The organism is Streptomyces xanthophaeus, from assembly GCF_000725805.1.
GTDB classification, from domain to species: Bacteria; Actinomycetota; Actinomycetes; order Streptomycetales; family Streptomycetaceae; genus Streptomyces; species Streptomyces xanthophaeus.
The window spans coordinates 183,001-207,970 of sequence record NZ_JOFT01000009.1 but is presented as its reverse complement, the minus strand read 5'-3'; the positions used below and the strand labels follow the sequence as shown (position 1 = coordinate 207,970).

26 protein-coding genes are annotated in these 24,970 nt (G+C 72.7%); 21 read left to right on the top strand and 5 right to left on the bottom strand.

All coding sequences use genetic code 11. From position 1 onward, the window contains the following. Nucleotides 1-64 precede the first annotated feature (64 nt). From IO30_RS0102150 to IO30_RS0102140, 3 genes are all read left to right on the top strand, one after another. The gene (locus IO30_RS0102150) at nt 65-1,438 is read left to right on the top strand and encodes an aspartate aminotransferase family protein (protein ID WP_031138635.1); all 1,374 of its coding nucleotides are present in this window, start codon (nt 65-67) and stop codon (nt 1,436-1,438) included. A gap of 147 nt (nt 1,439-1,585) precedes the next feature. Then, the gene (locus IO30_RS0102145; RefSeq protein ID WP_031138633.1) at nt 1,586-2,251 is read left to right on the top strand and encodes a GntR family transcriptional regulator; all 666 of its coding nucleotides are present in this window, start codon (nt 1,586-1,588) and stop codon (nt 2,249-2,251) included. Between the two features lie 98 nt (nt 2,252-2,349). Next, the gene (locus IO30_RS0102140; RefSeq protein ID WP_031138631.1) at nt 2,350-3,000 is read left to right on the top strand and encodes a hypothetical protein; all 651 of its coding nucleotides are present in this window, start codon (nt 2,350-2,352) and stop codon (nt 2,998-3,000) included. Between the two features lie 60 nt (nt 3,001-3,060). Here the strand turns inward: IO30_RS0102140 and IO30_RS0102135 are convergent, their stop codons facing one another. After that, a complete protein-coding gene (locus IO30_RS0102135) occupies nt 3,061-3,807 on the bottom strand; it encodes an SLATT domain-containing protein (protein WP_031138629.1) in 747 nt (248 codons plus the stop codon). Between the two features lie 256 nt (nt 3,808-4,063). Between IO30_RS0102135 and IO30_RS0102130 the strand changes: the two genes are divergently transcribed. The 7 genes from IO30_RS0102130 (at nt 4,064) to IO30_RS0102100 (ending at nt 10,199) form a co-directional block, all read left to right on the top strand. Next, on the top strand, nt 4,064-4,408 hold the full coding sequence (locus IO30_RS0102130; RefSeq protein ID WP_078903734.1) for a YbaB/EbfC family nucleoid-associated protein: 345 nt from the start codon (nt 4,064-4,066) through the stop codon (nt 4,406-4,408). 80 nt (nt 4,409-4,488) lie between these two features. Beyond that, entirely contained in the window at nt 4,489-5,088 is a 600-nt protein-coding gene (recR, locus tag IO30_RS0102125; protein WP_031138625.1) for a recombination mediator RecR, read from the top strand. Further along, nucleotides 5,081-5,728: a DUF5063 domain-containing protein gene (locus IO30_RS0102120; RefSeq protein ID WP_031138623.1), complete on the top strand. Its 648-nt coding sequence runs from the start codon at nt 5,081-5,083 to the stop codon at nt 5,726-5,728. The genes recR and IO30_RS0102120 overlap by 8 nt, the downstream gene beginning before the upstream one ends. A 107-nt stretch (nt 5,729-5,835) precedes the next feature. After that, the gene (locus IO30_RS0102115; RefSeq protein WP_031138621.1) at nt 5,836-7,110 is read left to right on the top strand and encodes an aspartate kinase; all 1,275 of its coding nucleotides are present in this window, start codon (nt 5,836-5,838) and stop codon (nt 7,108-7,110) included. Continuing rightward, complete coding sequence (locus IO30_RS0102110) at nt 7,107-8,180, top strand: aspartate-semialdehyde dehydrogenase (RefSeq protein WP_031138619.1); 1,074 nt, start codon at nt 7,107-7,109, stop codon at nt 8,178-8,180. Before IO30_RS0102115 ends, IO30_RS0102110 begins: the two co-directional genes overlap by 4 nt. 169 nt (nt 8,181-8,349) lie before the next feature. Further along, on the top strand, nt 8,350-9,093 hold the full coding sequence (locus tag IO30_RS0102105; protein WP_078903733.1) for a SigE family RNA polymerase sigma factor: 744 nt from the start codon (nt 8,350-8,352) through the stop codon (nt 9,091-9,093). Next, nucleotides 9,090-10,199 carry a hypothetical protein gene (locus IO30_RS0102100; RefSeq protein ID WP_051901791.1) on the top strand — a complete coding sequence of 370 codons (1,110 nt, stop codon included), beginning with the start codon at nt 9,090-9,092 and terminating at the stop codon, nt 10,197-10,199. Before IO30_RS0102105 ends, IO30_RS0102100 begins: the two co-directional genes overlap by 4 nt. 76 nt (nt 10,200-10,275) lie before the next feature. Here IO30_RS0102100 and IO30_RS0102095 read toward each other — a convergent pair whose 3' ends face one another. Further along, entirely contained in the window at nt 10,276-11,097 is an 822-nt protein-coding gene (locus IO30_RS0102095) for an SURF1 family protein (protein ID WP_037892792.1), read from the bottom strand. Between the two features lie 42 nt (nt 11,098-11,139). Continuing rightward, nucleotides 11,140-12,957, bottom strand: a complete 1,818-nt coding sequence (locus tag IO30_RS0102090) for a S9 family peptidase (RefSeq protein ID WP_031138611.1) — start codon at nt 12,955-12,957, stop codon at nt 11,140-11,142. A 99-nt stretch (nt 12,958-13,056) separates the two neighbouring features. On the opposite strand from IO30_RS0102090, the gene IO30_RS45135 reads away from it, so the two are divergent. From IO30_RS45135 to IO30_RS0102040, 10 genes are all read left to right on the top strand, one after another. Continuing rightward, on the top strand, nt 13,057-13,224 hold the full coding sequence (locus IO30_RS45135) for a hypothetical protein (protein WP_157853056.1): 168 nt from the start codon (nt 13,057-13,059) through the stop codon (nt 13,222-13,224). Between the two features lie 18 nt (nt 13,225-13,242). After that, nucleotides 13,243-14,568 carry a cytosine deaminase gene (gene codA, locus IO30_RS0102080; RefSeq protein ID WP_234321537.1) on the top strand — a complete coding sequence of 442 codons (1,326 nt, stop codon included), beginning with the start codon at nt 13,243-13,245 and terminating at the stop codon, nt 14,566-14,568. A gap of 6 nt (nt 14,569-14,574) precedes the next feature. Next, nucleotides 14,575-15,171, top strand: coding sequence for an HD domain-containing protein (locus IO30_RS0102075; protein ID WP_031138607.1), 597 nt, complete (start codon nt 14,575-14,577; stop codon nt 15,169-15,171). 63 nt (nt 15,172-15,234) lie between these two features. Beyond that, nucleotides 15,235-15,840 carry a DUF5956 family protein gene (locus IO30_RS0102070; RefSeq protein ID WP_063768405.1) on the top strand — a complete coding sequence of 202 codons (606 nt, stop codon included), beginning with the start codon at nt 15,235-15,237 and terminating at the stop codon, nt 15,838-15,840. After that, a complete protein-coding gene (locus IO30_RS0102065; protein ID WP_031138602.1) occupies nt 15,840-16,352 on the top strand; it encodes a hypothetical protein in 513 nt (170 codons plus the stop codon). The genes IO30_RS0102070 and IO30_RS0102065 overlap by 1 nt, the downstream gene beginning before the upstream one ends. 103 nt (nt 16,353-16,455) lie before the next feature. After that, entirely contained in the window at nt 16,456-16,734 is a 279-nt protein-coding gene (locus IO30_RS0102060; RefSeq protein ID WP_031138601.1) for a hypothetical protein, read from the top strand. A 168-nt stretch (nt 16,735-16,902) separates the two neighbouring features. Continuing rightward, nucleotides 16,903-17,385, top strand: coding sequence for a DM13 domain-containing protein (locus IO30_RS0102055; protein WP_051858936.1), 483 nt, complete (start codon nt 16,903-16,905; stop codon nt 17,383-17,385). 86 nt (nt 17,386-17,471) lie between these two features. After that, on the top strand, nt 17,472-18,533 hold the full coding sequence (locus IO30_RS0102050; protein WP_031138597.1) for a PucR family transcriptional regulator: 1,062 nt from the start codon (nt 17,472-17,474) through the stop codon (nt 18,531-18,533). Between the two features lie 123 nt (nt 18,534-18,656). Continuing rightward, nucleotides 18,657-19,172 carry an NfeD family protein gene (locus tag IO30_RS0102045; protein WP_031138595.1) on the top strand — a complete coding sequence of 172 codons (516 nt, stop codon included), beginning with the start codon at nt 18,657-18,659 and terminating at the stop codon, nt 19,170-19,172. A 43-nt stretch (nt 19,173-19,215) separates the two neighbouring features. Further along, nucleotides 19,216-20,787 carry a flotillin family protein gene (locus tag IO30_RS0102040; protein ID WP_031138593.1) on the top strand — a complete coding sequence of 524 codons (1,572 nt, stop codon included), beginning with the start codon at nt 19,216-19,218 and terminating at the stop codon, nt 20,785-20,787. Nucleotides 20,788-20,833: 46 nt separating this feature from the next. Here the strand turns inward: IO30_RS0102040 and IO30_RS0102035 are convergent, their stop codons facing one another. After that, the gene (locus IO30_RS0102035; RefSeq protein WP_078903732.1) at nt 20,834-22,129 is read right to left on the bottom strand and encodes a SulP family inorganic anion transporter; all 1,296 of its coding nucleotides are present in this window, start codon (nt 22,127-22,129) and stop codon (nt 20,834-20,836) included. A 236-nt stretch (nt 22,130-22,365) separates the two neighbouring features. Next, complete coding sequence (locus tag IO30_RS0102030; protein ID WP_031138588.1) at nt 22,366-23,313, bottom strand: methionyl-tRNA formyltransferase; 948 nt, start codon at nt 23,311-23,313, stop codon at nt 22,366-22,368. 260 nt (nt 23,314-23,573) lie between these two features. On the opposite strand from IO30_RS0102030, the gene IO30_RS0102025 reads away from it, so the two are divergent. Continuing rightward, nucleotides 23,574-24,926 (top strand): lysine N(6)-hydroxylase/L-ornithine N(5)-oxygenase family protein, encoded by a 1,353-nt coding sequence (locus tag IO30_RS0102025; RefSeq protein ID WP_031138587.1) that lies wholly within the window; start codon nt 23,574-23,576, stop codon nt 24,924-24,926. Nucleotides 24,927-24,970 lie beyond the last annotated feature (44 nt).

The following is a 24,970-nucleotide window of genomic DNA, read 5'->3' as shown; positions in this document are numbered from 1 at the left end:
GGCACCCCAGCCGCAGACAGTCCGCCGATGTCCCGTCCCACCTGCGCACTTCTAACGTGACGGCATGACCCCTCATGTCACCCCGCACACCGACCCGCTCGCCGGTGCCGCAGTCAAGGACGCCGACCGGAAGCATGTCTTCCACTCCTGGTCCGCCCAGGCCCTGATCGATCCGCTCGCCGTCGCCGGGGCCGAGGGTTCGTACTTCTGGGACTACGACGGCAACCGCTTCCTCGATTTCTCCTCCCAGCTGGTGAACACCAACATCGGCCACCAGCACCCCAAGGTCGTCGCCGCGATCCAGGAGCAGGCCGCCCGGCTCTGCACCCTCGCGCCCGGCTTCGCCGTCGACGTCCGCTCCGAGGCCGCACGCCTCATCGCCGAGCGGACCCCGGACGGCCTGGACAAGGTCTTCTTCACCAACGGCGGCGCCGAGGCCGTGGAGAACGCCGTCCGCATGGCCCGGCTGCACACGGGCCGGCAGAAGGTGCTGTCCACCTACCGCTCGTACCACGGGGCCACCGCCGCCGCCATCAACCTGACCGGTGACCCGCGCCGCTGGCCCTCGGACACGGCCGCGGCCGGTGTCGTCCACTTCTGGGGCCCGTACCTCTACCGGTCGGCCTTCCACGCCACCTCCGAGGCCGAGGAGTACGCCCGCGCCCTCACCCACCTCGCCGACACCATCGCCTTCGAGGGCCCGCAGACGATCGCGGCGATCATCCTGGAGAGCGTGCCGGGCACCGCGGGGATCATGACCCCGCCGCCCGGCTACCTCGCGGGCGTGCGCGAGCTCTGCGACCGCCACGGCATCGTCTTCGTGCTGGACGAGGTCATGTCCGGGTTCGGCCGCACCGGCGCGTGGTTCGCCGCCGACCACTGGGGGGTCACTCCCGACCTGATCACCTTCGCCAAGGGCGTGAACAGCGGCTACGTACCGCTGGGCGGGGTCGCGATCTCCGCCGCCGTGGCCGAGACCTTCGCCACGCGCCCGTACCCCGGCGGGCTGACGTACTCCGGCCACCCCCTGGCCTGCGCCGCCGCCGTCGCCACGATCAACACCATGGAGGAGGAGGGCGTCGTCGAGCACGCCGCCCGCCTCGGGCAGGACGTCATCGGCCCCGCGCTCGCCGAGATCGCCGAGCGGCACCCCTCGGTCGGGGAGGTCCGGGGCCTGGGCGCCTTCTGGGCGCTGGAGCTCGTACGGGACAAGGAGACGCGGGAGCCGCTCGTGCCGTACAACGCCTCCGGCGCCGCCAACGCGCCGATGGCCGAATTCGCCGCGGCCTGCAAGGCGTCCGGCCTGTGGCCCTTCGTCAACATGAACCGCACCCACGTCGTCCCCCCGTGCAACATCACGGAGACGGAGGCCAAGGAGGGCCTGGCCCTGCTGGACGAGGCGCTGACGGTCGCCGACCGGCACACCACGGCCGGCTGACCGGGCGGTCGGTACGGCAGCGCGGTGGTGGCCGGTTCTCGTCCGCATAACGGGCGTTAAATCCGCATAACGGCCACGAACCGTTCGGTTTCGGCCGCGCTGCCTGGCCTAAGGTGTCCGGAGTCCTACGACAGGAGACGGACCCCTATGCCAGGCAGCGGAGCTGTCACCCGCAACACACTTCGCCAGCAGATCGCGGACGCGCTGCGTGACGAGGTGCTCGCGGGACGTCTGCCGCCGGGCACCGAGTTCACGGTCAAGCAGATCGCCGAGCAGTACGAGGTCTCCGCCACCCCCGTGCGCGAGGCCCTCGTGGACCTCTCGGCGCAGGGGCTGCTCGAACTCGTCCAGCACCGGGGCTTCCGGGTGCGGGTCTACTCCGTCGACGACTTCCGCGGCATGGTCGAGGCCCGCTCCCTGGTGGTGGACGGGATCTTCCTGCGGCTCGCCGAGCGCGGCACCGCTCCCGGGTCCGGCGAGATGCTGGTGTCGGTGCGCCGCCGGGCCGAGGAGGCGCGCAGGGCCGCGCACAGCGGTTCGCTGGAGGTGCTGATCGGCTACGACCTGCGGTTCTGGCGGGAGCTGAGCGGGCTGGTCGGCAACACCTACATCTCCGAGTTCCTGCACCGCATCCGGGTGCAGTGCTGGGTCTTCGCCGTCCCGCACCTCCAGCGCGAGCCGCAGCTGCGGGCCGCCCTGTGGGACCGGCACGGCGAGCTGGTGGACGCCGTGACGCTGGCGGACGCCGACGAGGTGCGGCGCCTCGTGCAGGACTACAACCAGCACGGGCTGGACTGGGCCGCCGCACTCTGAGTCACCCTCTCGTGACTCAGGTTCTGCGCACCCCTTCGCGGAGCGTGTCCGGCGCATTACGCTGGCCCGATCGGCGGCAACGACTGATCGGAGGCCGCGTGGCCTGTGACCTGTGGCTGGTCCCCCTTGTCGATGTGCTGTGCCACAGCCCCGACAACCCCTTCGCGGAGGAGATCGCCGCGTACGACAAGGCGCTGGGCGAGGCCGGACTGCCGTCCGTGCCCGTGTTCGCCTACATGCCGGGCCTGAGCGGCGATGTCGCCCCGGTCGCCGGTTTCGACTACGACGCCCTGCACTTCCTCCGGCGGGCGTACCTGCTCCAGGTCTGCGGCCTGCCGGTGACCCCGGTGGACGAGCTGGGCGGGGACTACGAGCAGCTGCTGGAGATGTTCGAGCCCACGGCCCAGCAGTCGCACCTGGTGTGGCACTACGACCACGCCGGGGCCTACGTGCCGGTGGACTTCGCGGCCCCGCTGGCGAACGAGGAGCTGCTGGCCGGTGGAGGGCCGCTGGGGTCCGCGCAGGGGCTGCTGCGGGAGCTGGCCTTCGTGGCGCCCGTCATCGGGATAGACCCGGGGAACCCGCCCGCCGCCCCGGCTCCGCCCGGGCGGCCGACCTCGCTGGAGGAGCCCGCCGGGCCGATCCCGTACGACGACAGTCCCTTCGCCCGTGAGCGGCACGTCTGGCTCGGGCTGCACGCGGCCGCGACGCGGAGCCTCGGGCAGGGCTCGATGATCATCTTCAGCTGAGGTCCGGTCCTGCCCCGCGGCGCCCGTCGCCTCCCGTGCTGTGGCCGAAAGGTCACAGCACTAGCGAGGCTGCTCCGGCGGGCGCTGGCGGGGCATGTTCGGCCGGGTGCCGGGCGGGAGCGGGAAGCGGGCCGGCGGGACGCCCGCCTCCGTGCGCGTCGCGGAGGCGCCCAGGGACTGCATCACCAGGGGGGCGGACCCTGCGCGGAACTCCACCATCCAGTCCGCCGTCTCCGAGCGCACCAGCTCGGTGATGTCCTCCGAGAACCGGCGCAGCACGGTCAGGCACCGCTCGGCGGCCTCGCTCGCCGTGCCCTCGGTCGGGCCGAGGACCTCGCGCACGTTCTCCGAGGCCCAGTCGAACTGCAGCGTCTGGAGCCGCCGCTGCACCGCCTGGGCGGTCGCCACGTTGCGCATCCACCCGGAGGTGAGCCCGAAGAAGCGGTCGCAGGCCAGGGCGGCCGCGCCGAACAGCAGCGCCAGGTACCCGTACGCCGACGCACCCGGCACCGAGCCCGTCAGCTCCAGCAGGGGCAGCGCGGCGCCCGTGACGGCGCCCACGGCCGCACCGGCCCGCAGCACGCGGGCCCCCCGGCGCTTGCGCGCCCGGTCGGACAGGTACCACTCGGCGGTGCGCAGCGCATCGGCCTCGACCCGCCGGTAGAGCTCGTCGAGCCGCTCGGCGGGCTCGCCCCAGTCCCCCAGGGGGAAGGGCCGCCCGGTCAGGTCGCCAGCCGCCATCGGCCCGCCGACCTCCTCCCGGGGATCCCGGGGTGGCCCCTCGGGCTGCATCTCCGGCTGGCTCACCCGGCACTCCCTCTGCCTGCGCTGACGTGTGGTGGTGCGCGTGTGCGCAATGGTGCGCATGCTCTTCCTACCTTCGAATGACGGACGGTGGACGACGAATCCCCGGTTTTCCGCCCGCAAGGAGGTCTCCAGCAGGTACGTGCACGCCCCGGCTCTCACTCGAAAGAGTTGGTCCTCACGGCGTAGGGCGCAGCGCCCGGGGAGCACGTAGGCTCGGATTGACCAAGAGCTTCCGAAGGTATGGAGTGAGTGCCCAGTGATTCCCGGTGGTGGCCAGCCCAATATGCAGCAGCTGCTCCAGCAGGCCCAGAAGATGCAGCAGGACCTCGCCACGGCCCAGGAGGAGCTGGCGCGGACCGAGGTCGAGGGCCAGGCCGGCGGCGGTCTGGTCAAGGCGACCGTGACCGGCTCCGGTGAACTGCGTGCCCTGGTGATCGACCCGAAGGCCGTGGACCCGGAGGACACCGAGACCCTCGCCGACCTGGTGGTCGCGGCGGTCCAGGCGGCCAACGAGAACGCGCAGGCGCTCCAGCAGCAGAAGCTGGGCCCGCTCGCCCAGGGCCTGGGCGGCGGCAGCGGCATCCCCGGCCTTCCCTTCTAGTCCCGGCACGACCGACCTACCCGACCGACCCGACCGACCCGACAGAACGACCGAGCGACCGAACGAAAGAAGGCAGTCCGTTGTACGAAGGCGTGGTCCAGGACCTGATCGACGAACTGGGCAGGCTGCCCGGCGTCGGGCCCAAGAGCGCGCAGCGGATCGCCTTCCACATCCTGCAGGCCGAGCCCACCGACGTCCGCCGCCTCGCGCACGCGCTGCTTGAGGTGAAGGACAAGGTCCGGTTCTGTGCGGTGTGCGGGAACGTGGCGCAGGAGGAGCGGTGCGGGATCTGCCGCGACCCTCGCCGCGACACGACGGTCATCTGTGTCGTGGAGGAGCCGAAGGACGTCGTCGCCATCGAGCGGACGCGCGAGTTCCGGGGCAAGTACCACGTCCTGGGCGGTGCGATCAGCCCGATCGAGGGCGTCGGACCGGACGACCTGCGCATCCGTGAGCTGCTGACGCGCCTCGCGGACGGGACGGTGACCGAGCTGATCCTGGCCACCGACCCGAACCTGGAGGGCGAGGCGACCGCCACCTACCTCGCCCGCATGATCAAGCCCATGGGCCTGAAGGTCACCCGCCTGGCCAGCGGGCTCCCCGTCGGGGGAGACCTGGAGTACGCGGACGAGGTCACGCTCGGGCGGGCCTTTGAAGGAAGGCGACTTCTTGATGTCTGACGCAACGCTGCACGCCCTGTCCCCGGACCCGGACGACTTCGCCGCCTCGATCGCGGACCAGATCGGGTCGTTCATCGTCGCCGTCACCGAGGTGGCCAAGGGCGAGGACCCGGACAGTGCGGTGCCGTTCCTCCTGCTGGAGGTCTCCCAGCTGCTCCTCGCGGGCGGCCGGCTCGGCGCGTACCAGGACGTCCTGCCCGAGGAGCGCTACGAGCCCGACCTCGGCCCGGAGCCGGACGTGGACGACCTGCGCGAGCGGTTCGCCCTGATGCTGGAGCCCGTCGACGTCTACTCCGAGGTCTTCGACCCGTACGAGCCGCGCAAGGCCCCCGTCCCGCACCGGATCTCCGACGACCTGGCGGACGTGGTCGCAGACCTGCGGCACGGCCTCATCCACCACCAGGAGGGGCGCATCACGGAAGCGCTGTGGTGGTGGCAGTTCTCGTACTTCACCAACTGGGGCCCCACCGCCTCGGCGACCCTGCGCGCCCTCCAGTCGCTGATCGCGCACGTCCGGCTGGACCAGCCGCTCGCCGCGCTGGACGGACTGGACACGGACGAGGACCTGGCGGAGGACGACCTCGCCGAGCAGGCGGGCCGGGTCATGGCCGAGGAACTCGGGGGTCTGGGCCGCCCGTAGGGAACGAATCCTTTGATCTTTTCGTCTCATGATGTGGTACGAGGCGGTCGGATCGCGGCCGCTCGTTAGACTGCACCAGCAAATGACGGACTGAGCGAGGAGCGCACGTGGGCCTTGTCGTGCAGAAGTACGGAGGCTCCTCCGTAGCCGATGCCGAAGGCATCAAGCGCGTCGCCAAGAGGATCGTGGATGCCAAGAAGAACGGCCACCAGGTGGTCGTCGTGGTATCCGCGATGGGCGACACGACGGACGAGCTGATCGATCTCGCCGAGCAGGTGTCCCCGATGCCTGCCGGGCGCGAATTCGACATGCTGCTGACCGCCGGAGAGCGGATCTCCATGGCCCTGCTGGCCATGGCGATCAAAAACCTGGGCCACGAGGCCCAGTCGTTCACGGGCAGCCAGGCAGGTGTGATCACCGACTCGGTCCACAACAAAGCGCGCATCATCGATGTCACGCCGGGCCGTATCCGCACCGCACTGGACGAGGGCAACATCGCCATCGTCGCCGGTTTCCAGGGCGTGTCCGCGGACTCCAAGGACATCACCACCCTCGGCCGCGGCGGCTCGGACACGACCGCCGTCGCCCTCGCCGCGGCGCTCGACGCCGAGGTGTGCGAGATCTACACCGACGTCGACGGCGTCTTCACCGCGGACCCCCGGGTCGTGAAGAAGGCGAAGAAGATCGACTGGATCTCTTCCGAGGACATGCTGGAGCTCGCCGCCTCCGGTTCCAAGGTGCTGCTGCACCGCTGTGTCGAGTACGCACGCCGATACAACATCCCGATCCACGTCCGGTCGTCCTTCTCGGGACTGCCGGGCACCTGGGTCAGCAACGAGAATCCGCAAGGGGACGAGCAGGTGGAGCACGCCATCATCTCCGGAGTCGCTCACGACGTCTCCGAAGCCAAGATCACGGTCGTCGGCGTCCCGGACAAGCCGGGTGAGGCCGCGGCGATCTTCCGCGCCATCGCGGACGCCGAGATCAACATCGACATGATCGTGCAGAACGTCTCGGCGGCCTCCACGGGTCTCACCGACATCTCCTTCACGCTCCCCAAGGCCGAGGGCCACAAGGCCATCGACGCCCTGGAGAAGGCGAAGGGCCAGATCGGCTTCGACTCCCTGCGCTACGACGACCAGATCGGCAAGATCTCCCTGGTCGGCGCGGGCATGAAGACGAACCCGGGCGTCACCGCCTCGTTCTTCCAGGCGCTGTCCGACGCGGGCGTCAACATCGAGCTGATCTCCACCTCCGAGATCCGCATCTCCGTCGTGACCCGCCAGGACGACGTGAACGACGCCGTCCGCGCCGTGCACACCGCCTTCGGCCTCGACTCCGACAGCGACGAGGCCGTCGTCTACGGAGGCACCGGACGATGACCGCGCCCCGGTCCTCCGGCCCGGCGCTCGCCGTGGTCGGGGCGACCGGAGCAGTCGGCTCCGTCCTGCTCCAGATCCTGTCCCAGCGGGCTGACGTCTGGGGCGACATACGCCTGATCGCCTCCTCGCGCTCGGCCGGCCGCATGCTGGCCGTCCGGGCGCAGGAGTGCGAGGTGCTCGCCCTCTCCGAGGACGCCTTCGACGGCCTCGGGGCGGGCGACGTGGTGCTCTTCCTCACTCCCGCCGAGGTCTCGGCCCGGTGGGCGCCCGTCGTCGTCGCGCGCGGCGCCGTCGCCGTGGACCAGTCCGCCGCCTTCCGCGAGGATCCCGAGGTGCCGCTGGTGGTGCCTGAGGTCAACGGGCACGCCGTACGCATCCGGCCGCGCGGCATCGTCGCGGGCCCCGACTGCGTGACCGCGGCGATGATCGCCGCCCTCGGCGCGCTGCACGCCGAGTACTCCCTGGCCGAGCTGGCCGTCTCCACGTACCAGGCCGCGAGCGCCGCCGGACGGGCCGGTTCCGCAACCCTGCGGCGGCAGCTGGCCGTGGTGGCCGGGACCTCCCTCGGGGAGCAGACCGGTGACGTCCGCCGTGCCGTGGGCGAGGACACCGGCCCCTTCGCGGCCCCGCTGGCCCTCAACGTGGTCCCCTGGTCAGGGGAGTTGCGCGCGGACGGCTGGTCCTCGCACGAGCTCGCCGTCCGGGCCCAGACCCGCCGGATCCTCCAGCTGGAGCGCCTCCCGGTCGCGGTGACCTGCGTCCAGGTGCCGGTGGTGACCGGGCATTCGATGACCGTGCGGGCCCGGTTCGAGCGCGAGGTGGACGCCGCGCACGCCCGGGAGATCCTGGAGGCCGCGCCGGGCGTGGTGCTCGTGGACGACCCCGCCGCGGGGGAGTTCCCCACACCCGCGGACGCCGCGGGAACGGATCCCGCCTGGGTGGGACGGGTGCGCTCCTCGCTCGACGATCCGTGCGCCCTGGAGTTCTTCGTGTCCGCCGACAATCTCCGCAAGGGCGTCGCCCTCAACGCCGCACAGATCGCAGAACTGGTTGCAGGTGAATTTGCGTAATTCGCTTTGTAGGATCGGTGCTGATCCCTTGATCAAGGTGATGGCCCGACTGCCGTCTCGATGGACGGGGCACTCGGGAAGAGCGGGTTCGCATGACGGCGTTGGGGATTTTGCTGGTGAGGCCGCCCCGCGCGTACAACCCTGACGGGGGGACGCGCGTCCTACAGGCGTGGCAGAGGCACTCCTCGATTTCGCCGTCGTACCGGCACGCACCGGGATCCTTCCCCCGCGCCGGGGTTCCGGCACGTCCGGCGGCGGTTTCCCGGTGATCGTTCCCGTCCCGCCCGCCGGGCCCTCCGAGGTGCCCGTACGGGCCTCCGTGCCACCCCGCGGCAGCCGCGTGCCGGCGCCGCGCGACGGCGAGCAGGCGCCGGTGGGCCAGGACGGCGAGGGCGCGGTGGAGACGGCCGTCGTGGCCGGCACCACCGTCGACCACCTCACCGAGACCTACCAGGCGCACTACCGCTCGCTCCTGGGACTGGCCGCCCTGCTCCTCGACGACACCGCCTCCTGCGAGGACGTGGTCCAGGAGGCCTTCATCCGGGTCCACTCGGCGCGCAACAGGGTCCGCGACCGCGACAAGACCCTGGCCTACCTGCGCCAGACGGTGGTCAACCTCTCGCGGTCCGCGCTGCGCCGCCGCATCCTCGGCCTCAAGCTGCTGTCGAAGCCGATGCCGGACATGGCGAGCGCCGAGGAGGGCGCGTACGACCAGCTGGAGCGCGACGACCTGATCAAGGCCATGCGCGCACTCCAGCGCCGCCAGCGCGAGGTGCTGGTGCTGCGCTACTTCGCGGACATGACGGAGGCCCAGGTCGCCGAGACGCTCGGCATATCGATCGGTTCGGTCAAGGCGTACGGATCGCGGGGCATTGCCGCGCTGCGGGTGGCGATGGAGGCTGCGCAGTCATGATGGACGACCACACTCCGCCCGGCGGGACTTCCGGGACGAGCGAGGAACAGGCGCTGCGGGGGCTGTTGCGCGGCGCGGTCGGGGGCCTGGAGCCCTCCGACGGCGCGCTGGAGCGGCTGCGGTGCGCGGTCCCGGCGCGCCGGACCCTCAGACGCCAGGCCTTCGTCGGGGCCGCGACGGTGGTGCTGCTGACCGGGGCCGCCGTCCCCGCGGCCCTGTACGCCGTCGGCAGCCAGGGCGAGAGCACCGACCACTCGGCGATGGCGGGCCACGGCGAGCAGCCCCGCGCCAAGGGCGGCGCCACCGACTCCGTGCCGCACCAGAACGGCTCCGGGGACCAGCCGAGGTCCAGCAGGTCCGGCGGGTCCACCCCGGATGCGGGCGGCACCACCGGCGGGACGCCGACGCCCTCGGCCAGTGGATCCCCGGCCGGCGGGATGACCGCGGGCCCCGCGGGGACCGGCGGCCCGGCGGGCTCGGCCGGCAGCGCCGCGGGGACGGGGCCGATGCCGCCGGTGGCGGCGCCCGGGGTGCCCGGGTGCGGCGCCGACCAGCTGGGCGTGGTGGGGTCGGCCCGGGCCCCGCAGGCCGACGGCAGGGTCTACGGGAGTTTCAAGGTCACCAACGTCTCGGCGCAGGGCTGTACCGTCACCGGCCCGGACACGGTCCGCGCGGCGCCCCTGAGCGGGGCCCCCACCACCCAGGGCACGGGCGTCGCGGTGGTCGGCCACACGGCGGGCGACCCGGCGAGCGGGCTGCTGCCGGACCCGTCGGTGGAGGCGCGGGTGCTGACGCTGGAGCCGAACACGGCGTACGAGGTCCGCTTCGCCTGGGTGCCGCCCGCGGAGCCCTGTCCGGCGCAGAGCACCGGCGGGGGCGCGAAGCCGCCGCAGGGCGGGGCCGGGGGCGCCTCGGACGGCGCGGCGAGCGGGACGGCGGACGCGGAGCCGCAGACCGGCGGGACGACGGCCAAGGAACCGGCCGGGCTGGCGGTGTCGCACACGCCCCAGACGGGCTCTCCCACCACACAGACCACGATTCCGGACGCCTGCGGCGGGACGGTCTACCGCACCGGGGCGATCCCGGTCGACGAGACGAAGCCGTAGCGGTGGGGGTAGCAGGCGCAGGCGCAGGCGCAGGCGCAGGCGCAGGCGGGAAGCGGCAGGAGCCGGCAGAGACGCCCTAGCCGCGGGGAGCTGTGGCTTCGGCGCTCGCCGCAGGAGCGTCCGCAGGCGTCTGCGCGGGGGTTCCGTCCGGGAGCAGGCCGGCCTCCGCGTCGCGGATCATCTCGACCTCGCGCCGGTAGAGCCGGAACCACATGAAGAGCACGAAGGCGACGAAGACGAACCACTCGCCCGTGTAGCCGAGGTTCTGGAAGGCCTTCAGGTCCAGCCCGGTGTTGTTCGGGGCCTTCGCGGGCACCGCGCTCATCCCGTCCGCCGGGGTCTGCACCGTCAGCCACGCGTCGTAGAGGTCGTACGGGACGAGGTTGACCAGCGAGGCCGCCCCGATCACCCCGAGCTGCCCGGACGGCAGTCCGCCCTCCGCGTGCACGCCCTTGGTGCCGGAGTTCTCCGAGGCCTGCAGGGCCCCGGTGACCTCGACCCGCCCGGTCGGCGGGGCGGGCGCCTTCGCCGCGTCCGCGGTGCCCGGCAGCCAGCCCCTGACCACCGGGACGGCCTTGCCGGAGTCGGTCTTCAGCAGGGTCAGGACGTAGAAGCCGGACGCCCCGTCGAGGCGCCGTTCGGGAACCAGCAGCTGCTCGCCGTACTCCCCGGCGGCCGTGGCGAGGCGTCCGGAGGTGGTCTTGTCCACCGGAAGGAGCGAGTCCAGCGGGGCGGCGGCCTCGGCGGCGGGCCGCTCCGCGCTCGCCTCCCGGTGGGTGTCCACGCGGTCCTCGAACCGGCCGAGCTGCCAGGACCCCATGAACAGGCAGAAGGGAACGGCGAGCGCGACGAAGACGTTGATCCCCCACCAGCGCGGGGTCAGGAGAAACCGGTGCACCCCACCACCGTACGGGGGTGCACCGGCAAGCCCGTCGTCGGGTCAGCGCGGCAGGTGCTTCAGCGCGAACTCCAGCTCCATCCGGACCTGCTTGATCCGCTCCTCCACCACCAGCGAGCCGTGCCCGGCGTCGTAGCGGTACACCTCGTGCACCGCGCCGCGGGCCGCCAGCCGGTCCACGTAGTTGTCGATCTGCCGGATCGGGCAGCGCGGGTCGTTGACGCCCGCCGCGATGTGCACGGGCGCCAGCACCTCGTCCACGTACGTGAGCGGCGAGGAGACCTCGAAGCGGTCCGGGACCTCCTCCGGCGTACCGCCGAAGAGGGTGCGGTCCAGGGCCTTCAGGGCCTCCATCTCGTCGTGGTAGGCGGTCACGTAGTCCGCGACCGGTACGGCGGCCAGGCCCACGGCCCAGGCCTGCGGCTGCGTACCGAGGCCCAGCAGGGTCAGGTAGCCGCCCCAGGAGCCGCCCGACAGCACCAGCCGTGCCGGGTCGGAGAGGCCGGAGCCGACCGCCCATTCCCGGACCGCTTCGACGTCCTCCAGCTCGATCAGGCCGACCCGGTGCTTGAGGGCGTCCGTCCAGGCCCGGCCGTAGCCGGTCGACCCGCGGTAGTTGACCCGGACGACCGCGAAGCCGTGGTCGAGCCAGGCGGCCGGGGCGGCCGCGAAGGCGTCGCTGTCGTGCCAGGTCGGGCCGCCGTGGACCTCGAAGACCGTCGGGAAGGGGCCCTCGCCGTGGCCCACGGGCCGCTGCACGAGCGCGTGGATCCGGCCGCCGGGGCCCTCCACCCACGCGTCCTCCACCGGCACCGAGCCGGGCGGGCGGAAACCGGGCGGGTCCAGGACGGTGCCGCCCGCGGTGGACCGTACGGCGGCGGGCTCGGCGGCCGAGGACCACTGGTACTCCACCGTCCCGTCGGGCCGGGCCGTCGCCCCCGACACCGTCCCGGGCGGCGTGTCCACGCGGACGAGCTCCCCCGCGGCCAGGTCGTAGCGCCACAGCTCGCTGCGGGCCTCGAAGCCGTGCACGATCAGCAGCGCGGAGCCGTCGGGGTACCACTCGGCGCTGACGTCGCCCGGCAGGTCCACGGCCAGGTCCTGCTGCGTCCCGGCGGCCACGTCCCACACCATCGGCTCCCAGCGGCCGCGGCGCTGGTGGCCGACCAGCAGCCGGGTGTCGCCCGCGACGGGCGCGAAGCCGAGCACCGCGAGACCGAGCTCCTCGGTACCGCCGCGGGTGTCGTCCAGCTCGGCGACGGTCGCGCCGTCCAGGGTCAGCACGCGCAGCGCGGAGTGCATCGCGTCGCCGTGCTCGGTGTGCTCGACGGCGACGAGGGTCCCGTCGCGGGACAGGTCGCCGACCCCCGCCGACTCCCGGTGCCGGTAGATCACGGTGGGCGCGGAGCCGTCCGGGCGGACCACGTGGACGGTCGAGCCGTCCTCGTCGGTGGAGCGGCCCACGACGGCCGTGCCGTCCCGGCCGATGGCCAGACCGGCGGGGTACGAGGGCTCCAGCCCGGGGGTGGCCGGTTCGTCGGGGCCGCCCGCGAAGGGCTGGCGCACCCAGGTGCCGAACTCGTCGCCGTCGGTGTCGGAGAACCACCAGATCCACTGCCCGTCGGGGGACAGGGCGCCGTCGGTGGTGCCGTTCGGGCGGTCGGTGGCCTGCCGCTGGGAGCCGGTGGCGCGGTCCCAGGCGTAGAGCTCGTAGGTGCCGGTGGCGTTGGAGACGAAGAGCGAACGGTCCGGGGCGTCCTCGGCCCATTCGGGCAGCCCGACGCGCGGGGCCCGGAACCGCTTCTCCCAGTCGGGCATTCCGGGGGCCGTGCCGGTGGTCACATCGCTGTCGCTGGTCATGCACCCATTCTTGCCCGACCGGGCGCCGGGATGCCGACTGCTCCGAACGGGCGCACAGTGGGAGCCGTACCGCCTCCCGTGCCCACAGAAGGAGTGGTCATGAGCAAGAAGGCCCGTACCGGCCAGCACCGCCACCAGGACTCCGAGCGGGCGATGGCCAAGAACACGGCCGCCGAGGCCCGCGCCAAGGCCGCGGTCAGGGACGTGCAGTCGGTCGCCGCGAAGACCCGGGGCATGCAGCAGAAGGCCCAGGCCAAGCGGGGCTGACACCCCTAGGGTGGGCTCATGCGGATGATCGTGCGGGGTGCCCGGCTGCTGCCGGCCGACGGGAGTGCCGCCGCCGACGCGCACGGCCTGTCCGACGTCGAGGTCGGCGAGGACGGCCGCATCGCGCGGGTCCTGCCGCACGACGACCAGAAGGAGCCGCCGGCCACCGGCACCCTCATCGAGGCGCACGGCTGCCTGCTCACCGCCCCCTTCGTCGAGCCGCACATACACCTCGACACCGCCCTGACCGCGGGGCAGCCCCGGCCCAACGCCTCCGGCACGCTCTGGGAGGGCATCGCCTGCTGGAGCGAGCGCAAGAAGACCCTGACCCGCGAGGACGTCGTCGCGCGGGCCACCGAGGTGCTGCGCTGGCAGGCGGCGCAGGGCGTGCTGCACGTCCGTACCCACTGCGACGTCACCGACCCCTCCCTCACCGCGCTCGACGCCCTGCTCGAAGTGCGCGACCGGGTGCGGGAGTTCATGACGCTCCAGATCGTGGCCTTCCCGCAGGAGGGCATCGTCTCCTTCCCCGGCGGGGAGGCGCTGCTGCGCGAGGCGCTCGTGCGCGGCGCGGACGTCGTCGGTGCGATCCCGCACTTCGAGGACACCCGGGAGGACGGGGTCGCCTCGCTGCACACCGCCTTCGCGCTGGCCGAGGAGTACGGGCTGCGCCTGGACGCCCACTGCGACGAGATCGACGACGAACAGTCCCGGTTCGTCGAGGTGCTGGCCGCGCTGGCGCTGCGTTCGGGCCTGCGCGAGCGGGCGACGGCCTCCCACACGACGGCCATGGGCTCCTACAACGGCGCGTACAGCTTCAAGCTCCAGCGCCTGCTGGCCCGTTCCGGCATCAACCTGGTGTCCAACCCGTTCGCGAACCTCAACCTCCAGGGCCGCTTCGACGCCTACCCCAAGCGGCGCGGCCTGACCCAGGTCAAGGAGATGCTGGCGGCGGGCGTCAACGTGGCCTTCGGGCACGACGACGTGATGGACCCCTGGAACGCGCTGGGCACCGGCAACCCGCTCCAGACCGCCCTGCTCGGGGTGTACGCCGCGCAGCTGACCGGGGCCGACGAGATCCCCACCGCCTTCTCGATGGTGACGGACCGTGCGGCGCGGGTACTGGGCCTGGACGCCGGCCGGTACGGCATCGCCGAGGGCGCCCCCGCCTCCTTCGTCCTGCTGCCGGCCCCGTCGCCCCGGGAGGCGGTCCGCCGCCAGGTCCGCCCCTCGTACGTCGTCGCGCACGGGGACGTCCTCGCGCGGACCCCGGCCGCCCCGACGGTCCTCAACTGGCCGGGCGAGCCCCCCTCGGAGGTCGATTTCACCCCGCGCCTACCCTGACGTCCCATGACCCTCACGTGGACCCTCGACACCCCGGCCGCCCGCGCCGCCCTGCAGATCGCCTCGGAGTACGCCGACGCGGACCTGCTGGCCCACTCCGTGCGCTCGTACGCCTTCGGGGCCCGGTACGCGGCCGAGCACGGGCTCGCGTACGACGCCGAGCTGTTCTACGTGGCGGCCCTCGTCCACGACCTCGGCCTGACCGCGCCGTTCGACAGCCACACCCTCCCCTTCGAGGAGGCGGGCGGCCATGTCGCGCGGGTGCTGACGGCCGGTCTGGGCTGGCCCGCCGACCGCCGGGACCGGGCCGCGGAGGTGATCGTCCTGCACATGCGCGACGACGTCACGGCGGCCGAGGACGTGGAGAGCCACCTCCTCCAGGTCGGCACCAGCGCCGACGTGTCGGGCCTGCGCGTCGGCGAGTTCGGCCCGGACTTCACGGCCGCCCTGCTCGCCGCCCACCCGCGGGGCGCCTTCGGTGCGGGCTTCCTCGCGCTGGTCGAGGACCAGGCGCGGCGCAAGCCCGCCTGCGCGGCGGCCGGTTACGTGGCCGGCGGCGCGGCGGCCCGCATCGCGGCCAACCCGCTGGACCGGCAGGGCTGACCGGGCGCCGGGGGCCGGGCGGCGTTCCCCGGCATCGGGCGCCGCGTCGGATAGCGTGCCCGCATGTCGTGGGACGAGGACGGGGCGCCGCACCCGCTGGCGCGGCGCCGCACCGGCCGCAGCGAGCAGGAGCCGGACCGGCTGCCCGAGGTCCGGGAGCTGGAAGTGCTCGGCTGGGAGCAGGCGCCCGCGAGCGCGCTGTGGGCCTTCCTGCCGTACGTGTGGCCGCCGGGGGACCGGACCTGGGTCCCCGACCGCTCCACCCACTGGGCGGTGGAGACCGGACTCGACGGCCACGGTCACGTCACCGGCGTGGAGTGCGCCCCGCTCCCCGAGGCGGACGTGGACCAGCTCGACGCGGAGGCCGACGCGATCCTCGCGGACCTGGGCCTGCCGCCGCGGCCCCGGGGACGGCTGTGGCTGCTGCGCCCGGTCGGCTCCTTCCTCACGGTGGACGCGGTCCTCGGCCACGTCCGCGCCGTGGCCGCCGCCCGGGGTGTGGAGGAACGCCCCGGCGCGGCCTTCCTCGCCCTGACCCGGACCGAGCTCGCCGCCCTGGCCGGGACCCGTAGCGACAGCACCGACCGTACCGACAGCACCGACAGCACCGACAGCACCGACAGCACCGACAGCACCGACAGCACCGACAGCACCGAAGGACTCGGCTGATGAACGATCTGGACCGGACCCCCGTCGAGGACACGCGCTTCGGCGCGATATCCGTCCGTCAGGAGGGCCAGGACCGCCTGGAGGTGGACGGGGAGCGGATCCCCCGGGTGACCCTGGAACGCGATCCGCAATCGCAGCCCGACCCGCAGATCGCCATCGGCACCCGTGACCCGGACGCCCTCACGATGCGGATCGACGGGAACCCGGTCCGCCTGACCCCGGCGAAGGGCTCCCTGACCAGGCGTTCGTACCGGGTGGACGTGGAGTACGGGGGCAGCCGCTACCGCCTGGTCCCGGACTCGGTGCCCAGCAGCAGGCTGACCCGCGACGGCACGCACCTCGGCGACTTCTCCTGCGACGGCGACGAGAACGTGATCGCCGAGTGGCGCGAGGACGCCACGACCGAGCCGGTGGACGCAGCGGTCGGGTACGCCCTGGCCTCGGCCTTCGGGACGGGCGGACAGCCGCTGTGGATGATGATCGCCGACGGGGTCAGCAGCGCGCTCCCGTAGAGCCTTCGCGCCACCGCCGCCGCACCGCCGCCGTGCTCGCCCTGCCGTCCGGCGGACCCGTGGCTAGGCTGGGCGTGAGGGGCGAGCGACGGGAGGCGGTTCCATGGGGCGACGCCATCACTTCCACATCGACCACGCCGGGCATTCGGTGAGCGCCACCGTCCAGACGGGACACCGGGCCCTGGTGGAGGTACTGGTCGACGGCAAGGAGACCGGCCAGGCCACCACGCACGACGACCACCCGGTGACCGTGCAGGTGGAGCTGCCCACCGATCCGCCCACGCGTGCCTCGGTGCGCGCGACCCCCGGCCCCGGGGTGCCGCGCTGCGTCTTCGAGACCGCGGCCATCGAGCCGCGGATGATGTCACCGCGTTCCTACTGACGGACTGACTGACTGACTGACGGACGGCCCGCACCGCCGAGCGGCCTGGCGTCCGCGCGGTGCCCCGCGCTTGAATGGGCGCAACGGTCCCGTGAGGAAGAGGCTTCGGTGAAGGCAGTCAGGCAGTGGCGCGGCAGGACCGTTGTCGGTTCGCTGGTCGTGGCGGCGATGGTGCTGGGCGTGGGGCTGTACTGGTTCCAGCCGTGGAAGCTCTGGCGGGACGACACCGTCCACGAGGCCCTGCCCTCCGCCCCGGCCGCCCCCTCGGCCTCCGCCGTCCCGGGAGCCCCGGCCGGCCCGCAGACCGTGGCGCAGGGCTCCCTGATCAGCCACGAGCACGCGACCACGGGCACGGTGAAGCTCGTCCGGCTGCCCGACGGCTCGCACACCGTGCGCCTGGAGGGCCTGGACACCAGCAACGGCCCGGACCTGCGCGTCTGGCTCACCGATGCGCCCGTGAAGGAGGGCGTGGCCGGCTGGCGGGTCTTCGACGACGGCGCGTACGTGAGCCTCGGCAAGCTGAAGGGCAACAAGGGCGACCAGAACTACCCCGTCCCGGCCGGGGTGGACCTGGCCGCCTACAGCAGCGTCGCCATCTGGTGCGACCGCTTCGACGTCTCCTTCGGCGCGGCCGCCCTCGGCGCCGTCTGAACTGCCGTGCGAGGCCCCGTAGCGCACGTGTAACCCTGTTCGCGGATCGCAGACCCGAGGGGGAGCGCCGTGATCGGGGGACGACAGTGGTGGAACGGGACGAGACGGATGGTCATCTGGCGGGGTTTGCCAAGATCCTGCGCGGGGCGTGTGCGACGGGCCGCAGGCTCACGCGCGACGAACTGGAGTCGCGCCGCCTGCACGGGCAGCGGGCGGCGGAGGCCGGACGGCCGCTGCGCGGGCTGATCAGGGAACACCTCGCCGCGGCGCGGGAGGTCCAGCCGCAGCTGGGTTCCGGCGCGGCGGGCCCGCTGCTGGCGGCGGTGGAACAGGCGGTGGACGCCTTCGCCGAGGGGTACGAACGGGCGCAGCGCCACGCGGTCCGGCAGGAGGAGGCCGCGCGCCGGGAGTTCATCGACGACCTGCTGTACGGGCGCAGCGACCTGGGGCGCCTCGCGGAGCGGGCCGTCCGTTTCGGCCTGCGGCTCTCCCAGGCGCACGCGGTCGCCGTGGCGACCGGGCCGGAGCCGTACGGCGACGGCTACCCCGTGGCCCGGGGGATCGAGGAGGCGGTGCTGGCCCGGTTCGGCAAGCGGCAGATCCTGCTGGCCACCAAGGACGGCCGGCTCATCTGTGTCGCCCCCGGCGACCAGCCCGACGTCCTCGCCTACTTCGCCAAGCGGGCGTACGCGGCCACCGACGGCGGCCGGGTGGCCATCGGCCGGTCCCACGCGGGTGCGGGCGGGGTGGTGCACTCGTACGAGGAGGCCCTCAACGCGCTCGACCTCGCGGAGCGGATGTCCCTGGACGGTCCGGTGCTGCACGCTGCCGACCTGCTCGTCTATCCGGTCCTGACCCGCGACCGGCAGGCCATGGCCGATCTGGTGGAGAGCGTCCTGGGGCCGCTGGAGCAGGCCCGTGGCGGCGCCCAGCCGCTCCTCGACACCCTCACCGCCTACTTCGAGAGCGGCTGCGTGGCCACCGAGGCGGCCCGACGGCTGTCGCTGAGCGTGCGGGCGCTGACGTACCGGCTGGAGCGGATCCACACCCTCACGGGTGCCGACCCCGCAGACCCCGTGCACCGCTACACCCTGCAGACGGCGGTGATCGGCGCCCGGCTGCTGGGCTGGCCCGGGTCCGGGGACTGAGGACGGACGCTGCGTCAAAGGCGCGTAAAGATTGCCGGTGACCGGCAATGTGCGGGGGGACGGTGCGGTGAAACGATCCCCTTGTCCGGAGAGAACACCGGGTCGGCAGGGGGGTGGGTGCTCATGGGCTTGTTTCTCGGTCTCGGCATCGCGGGGATCGTCCTGCTGGTGTGTTCCCTGGTGTTCGACGGGGTGCTGGAGGGGTTCTTCCACGGCGCCCTGGACGGGCTGCTCGACGGGTGGCTGTCGCTCCCGGTGGTCGCGGGCTTCGTTTCGATGCTCGGTTTCACGGGGGCGATCGTGCTCGGGTCCACCGGACTCGGGCCGGGGGCGGCGGCCACCGCCGGAGTACTGGCCGGTACGGGGGCCGGCTGGGCGACGTACCGGCTGAGCCGGGCCCTGATGCGCGACGGCAGCGGCCGGGCGCCGCACCAGGACGACCTCATCGGCTCGGCGGGGACCGTGGTCACCGCGGTCCCGGCGGGCGGCGGTTGCGGCGAGGTCCTGCTGCGGCTCGGCGGCCAGCCGGCCAAGTACACCGCGCGCACCGAGGGCGCCGCGCTGCCCCGGGGCACCGAGGTGTGGGTGACGGCCGCCCCCTCGTCCACGTCCGTCACGGTCCGCCCCGTCGACCGCTGACGACGCCCCGCTTCCTCTTTCCCTCCGCTCCACGGGAGTTGTCATGAGCCCTGTCCTCACCGCAGTCGTGGGGGTGGTCGTCCTCCTCGTCCTGCTCGCACTGGCCGTCGTCACCCGCTACAAGGTCGCCGGTCCCAGCGAGGCGTTCATCATCACGGGACGCCGCGGCAAGAAGTCCACGGACCCGGCGACCGGACAGGTCGTCACCGACAACAGCGGCCAGAAGGTCGTGGTCGGCGGCGGGGTCTTCGTCGTCCCCTTCGTGCAGCAGCGCTTCACCCTGGACCTGTCCAGCCGTCACATCCCGGTGGCGGTCCGCGGGGCCGTCACCCTGCGCGGCATCAAGGCCAATCTGGAAGGCGTCGCGATCGTCAAGGTCGGCGGCACCGAGGACGCCATCCGCGCGGCCGCCCAGCGCTTCCTCCAGCAGCAGGACGGCATCGTCGGCTTCACCCAGGAAGTGCTCTCCGGTGCCCTGCGCGCCATCGTCGGCCGCATGTCGGTGGAGGACATCATCCGCGACCGGGCCGCCTTCGCCGGGCAGGTCGCCGAGGAGGCCGAGGCCAGCCTCTCCGGCCAGGGCCTGGTGCTCGACGCGTTCCAGATCCAGGACATCACCACCGAGGGCTCCTACCTGGAGGACCTCGGCCGCCCCGAGGCCGCCCGCGCGAAGCAGGAGGCCGACATCGCGGAGGCCAACGCCCGGCGCACCGCCGCGCAGGCCCGGCTCAAGGCCGAGGAGGAGATCGCGGTCGCGGAGCGCACCCTGTACCTGCGCCAGGCCGAGATCAAGGCCGAGACCGACGCCGCCGCGGCCCAGGCGAACGCCGCCGGACCGCTGGCCGACGCCGACCGCCAGCAGCAGATCCTCGCCGAGCAGGAGAAGGTCGCAGAGCGCCAGGCGGCGCTGACCGACCGCCAGCTCGACACCCAGGTCCGCAAGCCCGCCGACGCCCGCCGCTACGAGGCCGAGCAGGAGGCGGAGGCCAAGCGCGTGGCCCGGGTCAAGCAGGCCGAGGCCGAGCGCGCCGCCGCCATCGCCGCCGCGCAGGCGGAGGCCGAGCGGTCCCGGCTCACCGGTGAGGGCGAGAAGCAGCGCCGCTCCGCCCTGGCCGAGGCGGAGGCCGTCGAGGGCGCCAAGCGCGGTGAGGCCGAGCGGGCCCGGCGTGCGGCGATCGCGGAGGCGGTCCAGCTGGAGGGTGACGCGGAGGCGGCGTCGATCCTGGCGCGGGGCGCCGCCGAGGCCGAGGCGATGAACCGCAAGGCCGAGGCCTTCGAGCGGTACGGGGACGCCGCGGTCCTGCAGATGCTGGTCTCGGTGCTCCCGGAGGTCGTCGGCAAGGCCGCCGAGCCGCTGGCCGCCATCGACAAGCTGACCGTCATCTCCACCGACGGGGCGAGCAAGCTCTCCCGTACGGTCGCCGACAACGTCGCGCAGGGCATGGAGCTCCTCGGTTCCACCACGGGCGTGGACCTCGCCCAGCTCCTCAAGGGCCTCACCGGCGCCCAGCCGGCCGCGTCCGGTGCCGCGGCGTCAGGCGCCGGAGCGTCAGGTGCGGCACCATCCGGTGCCGCGCCGGCCCCGTCGAACGGCAAGATCGCCATCACCGAGTAGGGCGTACGGGTGCGGACGGGGCCCGCCGCGGTGCGGCGGGCCCCGTTCAGCGTGCGGTGGGGGCGGGGGCCTTCCGCGCGGACTCCGGGGCGGACTCCGGTGCCGGGGACGGCGCAGGGGCGCCGGAGGTGCGGCCCCGGTTCCGCAGCCGGGTCAGCGCGATCGCGGTGAGGGTGCCCGCGACGACGCCGACGGCGAGGTTGTGGGTCGCCACCACGCAGGCCACGGTGAGGGCCATGACGACGGTCTCCGCGGCCGGGGTCCGCCGCAGCACCCTCGGCGCGACCGAGCGCCAGTCGAAGGTGGCGAAGCAGACCATCACCATGACGGCGACCAGCGCGGCCATCGGGATGCGGGAGACGACCGGCCCGCAGACGATGCACAGCACCATCAGGAAGACGCCCGCGAGGAAGGTCGACAGCCGGGTGCGCGCCCCGGACACCTTCACGTTGATCATCGTCTGGCCGATCATCGCGCAGCCGCCCATGCCGCCGAGGAATCCCGTGACGATGTTCGCGACGCCCTGTCCGACGGACTCGCGGGTCTTGCCGGAGGGCGTGCCGGTGATCTCGTCGACGAGCTTCGCCGTCATCAGCGACTCCATCAGCCCGACCAGCGCCATCGCGAAGGCGTAGGGGGCGATCGTCGCGAGCGTCTCCAGGGTGAACGGCACGTCCGGCAGCCCCGGTACCGGCAGGCCCGTCGGCAGCTCGCCCTTGTCGCCCACGGTCGGCACGGCGATCCCGGCGGCCAGCGTGAAGGCCGTGAGGACGGCGATGGAGACCAGCGGGGCGGGGACCACGGAGGTGAGCTTCGGGAGGAGGACCAGCAGGGCCAGTCCGGCCGCGACGAGCGGGTACACCGGCCACGGCACGTCCCGCAGTTCGGTGAGCTGCGCCAGGAAGACCAGGATGGCCAGCGCGTTGACGAAGCCGGCCATCACGGCGGGCGGTACGAACCTCAGCAGCCGGGCCACGCCCAGCGCACCGAGCACGATCTGGAAGACGCCGGCGAGGATCACCGCGGCCACCAGGTACCCGAAGCCGTGCTCCCGGTTCAGCGGGGCGATGACCAGGGCGACGGCTCCGGTCGCCGCGGAGATCATCGCCGGGCGGCCGCCGAAGACGGCGATCGTCACGGCCATGGTGAAGGAGGAGAAGAGCCCGATCGCGGGGTCGACCCCGGCGATGACCGAGAAGGAGATGGCTTCGGGTATCAGCGCGAGGGCGACGACGAGCCCGCCGAGCACCTCGGTCCGCAGCACCTTCGGCGAGAGCCAGGCCGGCCGGCGCGGGGCGCGCGGCCACGGCGGGGAGGCGGGGGCGGGGACGGCGGAGGGCATGGCGGAGCGGCCTGTCGTGTCGTGGGGGCGAAGTGAGGAGTGTACGGGGCTCTCACCGGCGCCCGGCGCGCGCGCATGCCGAGGGGCCCGGCCCGTGGCACGGGTCGGGCTCGCAGAAGGTCCGAGGCGGTGAAGCAGGCCGGTCCGCACGCGGTCAGCAGGCCGGTCCGCCTGCCCGGGGACCGTCCGGGGCAGGCGGACCGGCGGTCCGGCGGGCGGCCGTGGCCGCCGCGGTGTCAGGGACGGCTCGTCAGGTACCCGCCCATGGAGGTGAAGTACTCGGACGCGGGCAGCTCCCGGCCGTCCTCGGTCCGTACGCGGGTGATGGCCAGGCCGTGGTTGCGGCCGGTGCGGGCGTCGGCACCGGCGACGATGACCACGCCCTCGCCCTCGCGGTAGAAGATGCGGCCGGGGGTGCCGCCGTAGCGGCCCTCGGAGACGACGGCCGTCACGATCTCCAGGCGCTTGCCCTTGTGGAAGGCGAAGGCGCTCGGGTACGGGGCGCACTGGGCGCGGACCAGGCGCTCCAGGTCCTCGGCGGGCCACGTCCAGTCGACGCGGATGTCCTCCTCGGCCCGCTTGTGGAAGAAGCTGGCCTGGGAGCGGTCCTGCTTGGTGAACTCGGTCTGCCCGGAGGCGATGAGGTCGAGCGCGCCGATGGTGACGGGGCCGATGAGGTCCACGGTCTTGTGGAACAGGTCGGTGGTGGTGTCGGTCGGACCGACGGCGACCGCCTGCTGCAGGACGATGTCGCCGGCGTCGAGCACCTCGTCCATCATGTGGGCGGTGACGCCGACTTCCTTCTCACCGTTGATGAGGGCCCAGATCAGCGGGGAGAAGCCCGCGTACTTGGGGAGCAGGGAGTCGTGCACGTTCAGCGTGCCGTACTGGGGCAGCGTGTAGATGCGCGGGGGGATCCAGGTGCGCCAGTTGTTGGCGACGAGGATGTCCGGGTCGGCTTCCTTGAGGAGCTGGAACAGCTCTTCGTCGTCGGGCCGGTTGCGGATGACGACCGGGACGCCGTGTTCCTCGGCGAGGTCGGCGACCGAATCGCTCCAGATCTTCTCGTAGGCGTGGTCGCTCTTGGGGTGGGTCACGACCATCACCACGTCGTGCTCGGAGTCCAGGAGAGCCTGCAGGGTGCGATGGCCCCAGGTCTGATAACCGAACATGACGACCCGCATAGGGGTTCCTCCTCAGAAGAGCGACTGACCAGGACAAGTAAAGCAAGGCTTACCTAAGGGTGCAACGGGCCGTAATTCTGGGCCTGGTTGACCGGATGATCGACCAGTTGTCCGTTTTGCCCCGTCGACAGGGTGGCCAGATCAGGTTAGCTTTACCTAAGTTCCGCTCGGCTGCCGGTCACCGGTGTGCCTGGACTTCCGTTTCCCCCCTCGCTTGCCCGGACCCCTGGCAGGCGGCTGTCCCGCACGATGGGAGTGACATGTCTCAGGCTCTTCCTGGCGACGCACCACTGATCCACGATCTGATCGGTATCGGCTTCGGGCCGTCGAACGTGGCCATGGCGATCGCGCTGAGCGAGCACAATGCGCGCGTCGGAAGGCAAGAGGCCGTCACCGCTCACTTCTTCGAGCAGCAGCCCCGCTTCGGCTGGCACCGCGGCATGCTCATCGACGACGCGACCATGCAGGTCTCCTTCCTCAAGGACCTGGTGACGCTCCGGAACCCGAGCAGCGAGTACACCTTCCTCCGCTTCCTGCAGAGCAAGGGCCGCCTGATCGACTTCGTCAACCACAAGAACCTCTTCCCGCTGCGGATCGAGTTCCACGAGTACTTCGAGTGGGCCGCGGCCAAGGTCGACGACATGGTCTCCTACGGCCACCAGGTCATAGCGGTCGAGCCGGTCGTGCGCGACGGCGTCGTGGAGTACCTCGACGTGACGGCCCGTTCCGGCGACGAGGTGGTCACCCACCGCGCCCGCAACCTCGTCATCGGCACCGGCCTGCGCCCGGTCATGCCCGAGGGCGCCGAGCGCACCGACCGCGTGTGGCACAACTCCGACCTGCTGGCGAAGGTGGAGGGCCTGGAGGGCGCCGACCCCTCGCGCTTCGTCGTCGTCGGCGCCGGCCAGAGCGCCGCGGAGAACGTGGCCTACCTGCACCGCCGTTTCCCCCAGGCCGAGATCTGCGCCGTCTTCTCCCGCTACGGCTACAGCCCCGCGGACGACAGCAGCTTCGCCAACCGCATCTTCGACCCGCAGGCCGTCGACGAGTACTACACGGCCCCGGACGACATCAAGCAGAAGCTGATGGACTACCACGGCAACACCAACTACTCCGTGGTGGACATCGACCTCATCGACGACCTGTACCGCCAGGCGTACCAGGAGAAGGTCCTCGGCAACGAGCGGCTGCGCTTCCTGAACGTCTCGCGCCTCATGGGCGTCGAGGAGACCGAGGACGGCGTCCGCGCCACCATCAAGTCCCTGGTCACCGGCGAGGAGGCGCCGCTGGACGCCGACGTGGTCGTCTGCGCCACCGGCTACCGGCAGGCCGACGCCCTCGGGCTCCTCGGCGAGGTCGCCGAGCGCGTCCACCGCGACGAGAGGGGCCGGGTGCGCGTCGAGCGCGACTACCGGATCGCCACCGACGAGGCGCTGCGCTGCGGCATCTACCTCCAGGGCGGCACCGAGCACACCCACGGCATCACGTCCTCGCTGCTGTCGAACACCGCGATCCGGGTCGGCGAGATCCTGGACTCGATCCTCGACCGCGACCTCCGGGGCGCGTCGGACGAGCTCCGCCCGGTCGCGGACGGGATCCCCTCCACCCACTGACCTCCACCACCGAGGCCTTCACCCCCGTATGGCCTCACCCCCGG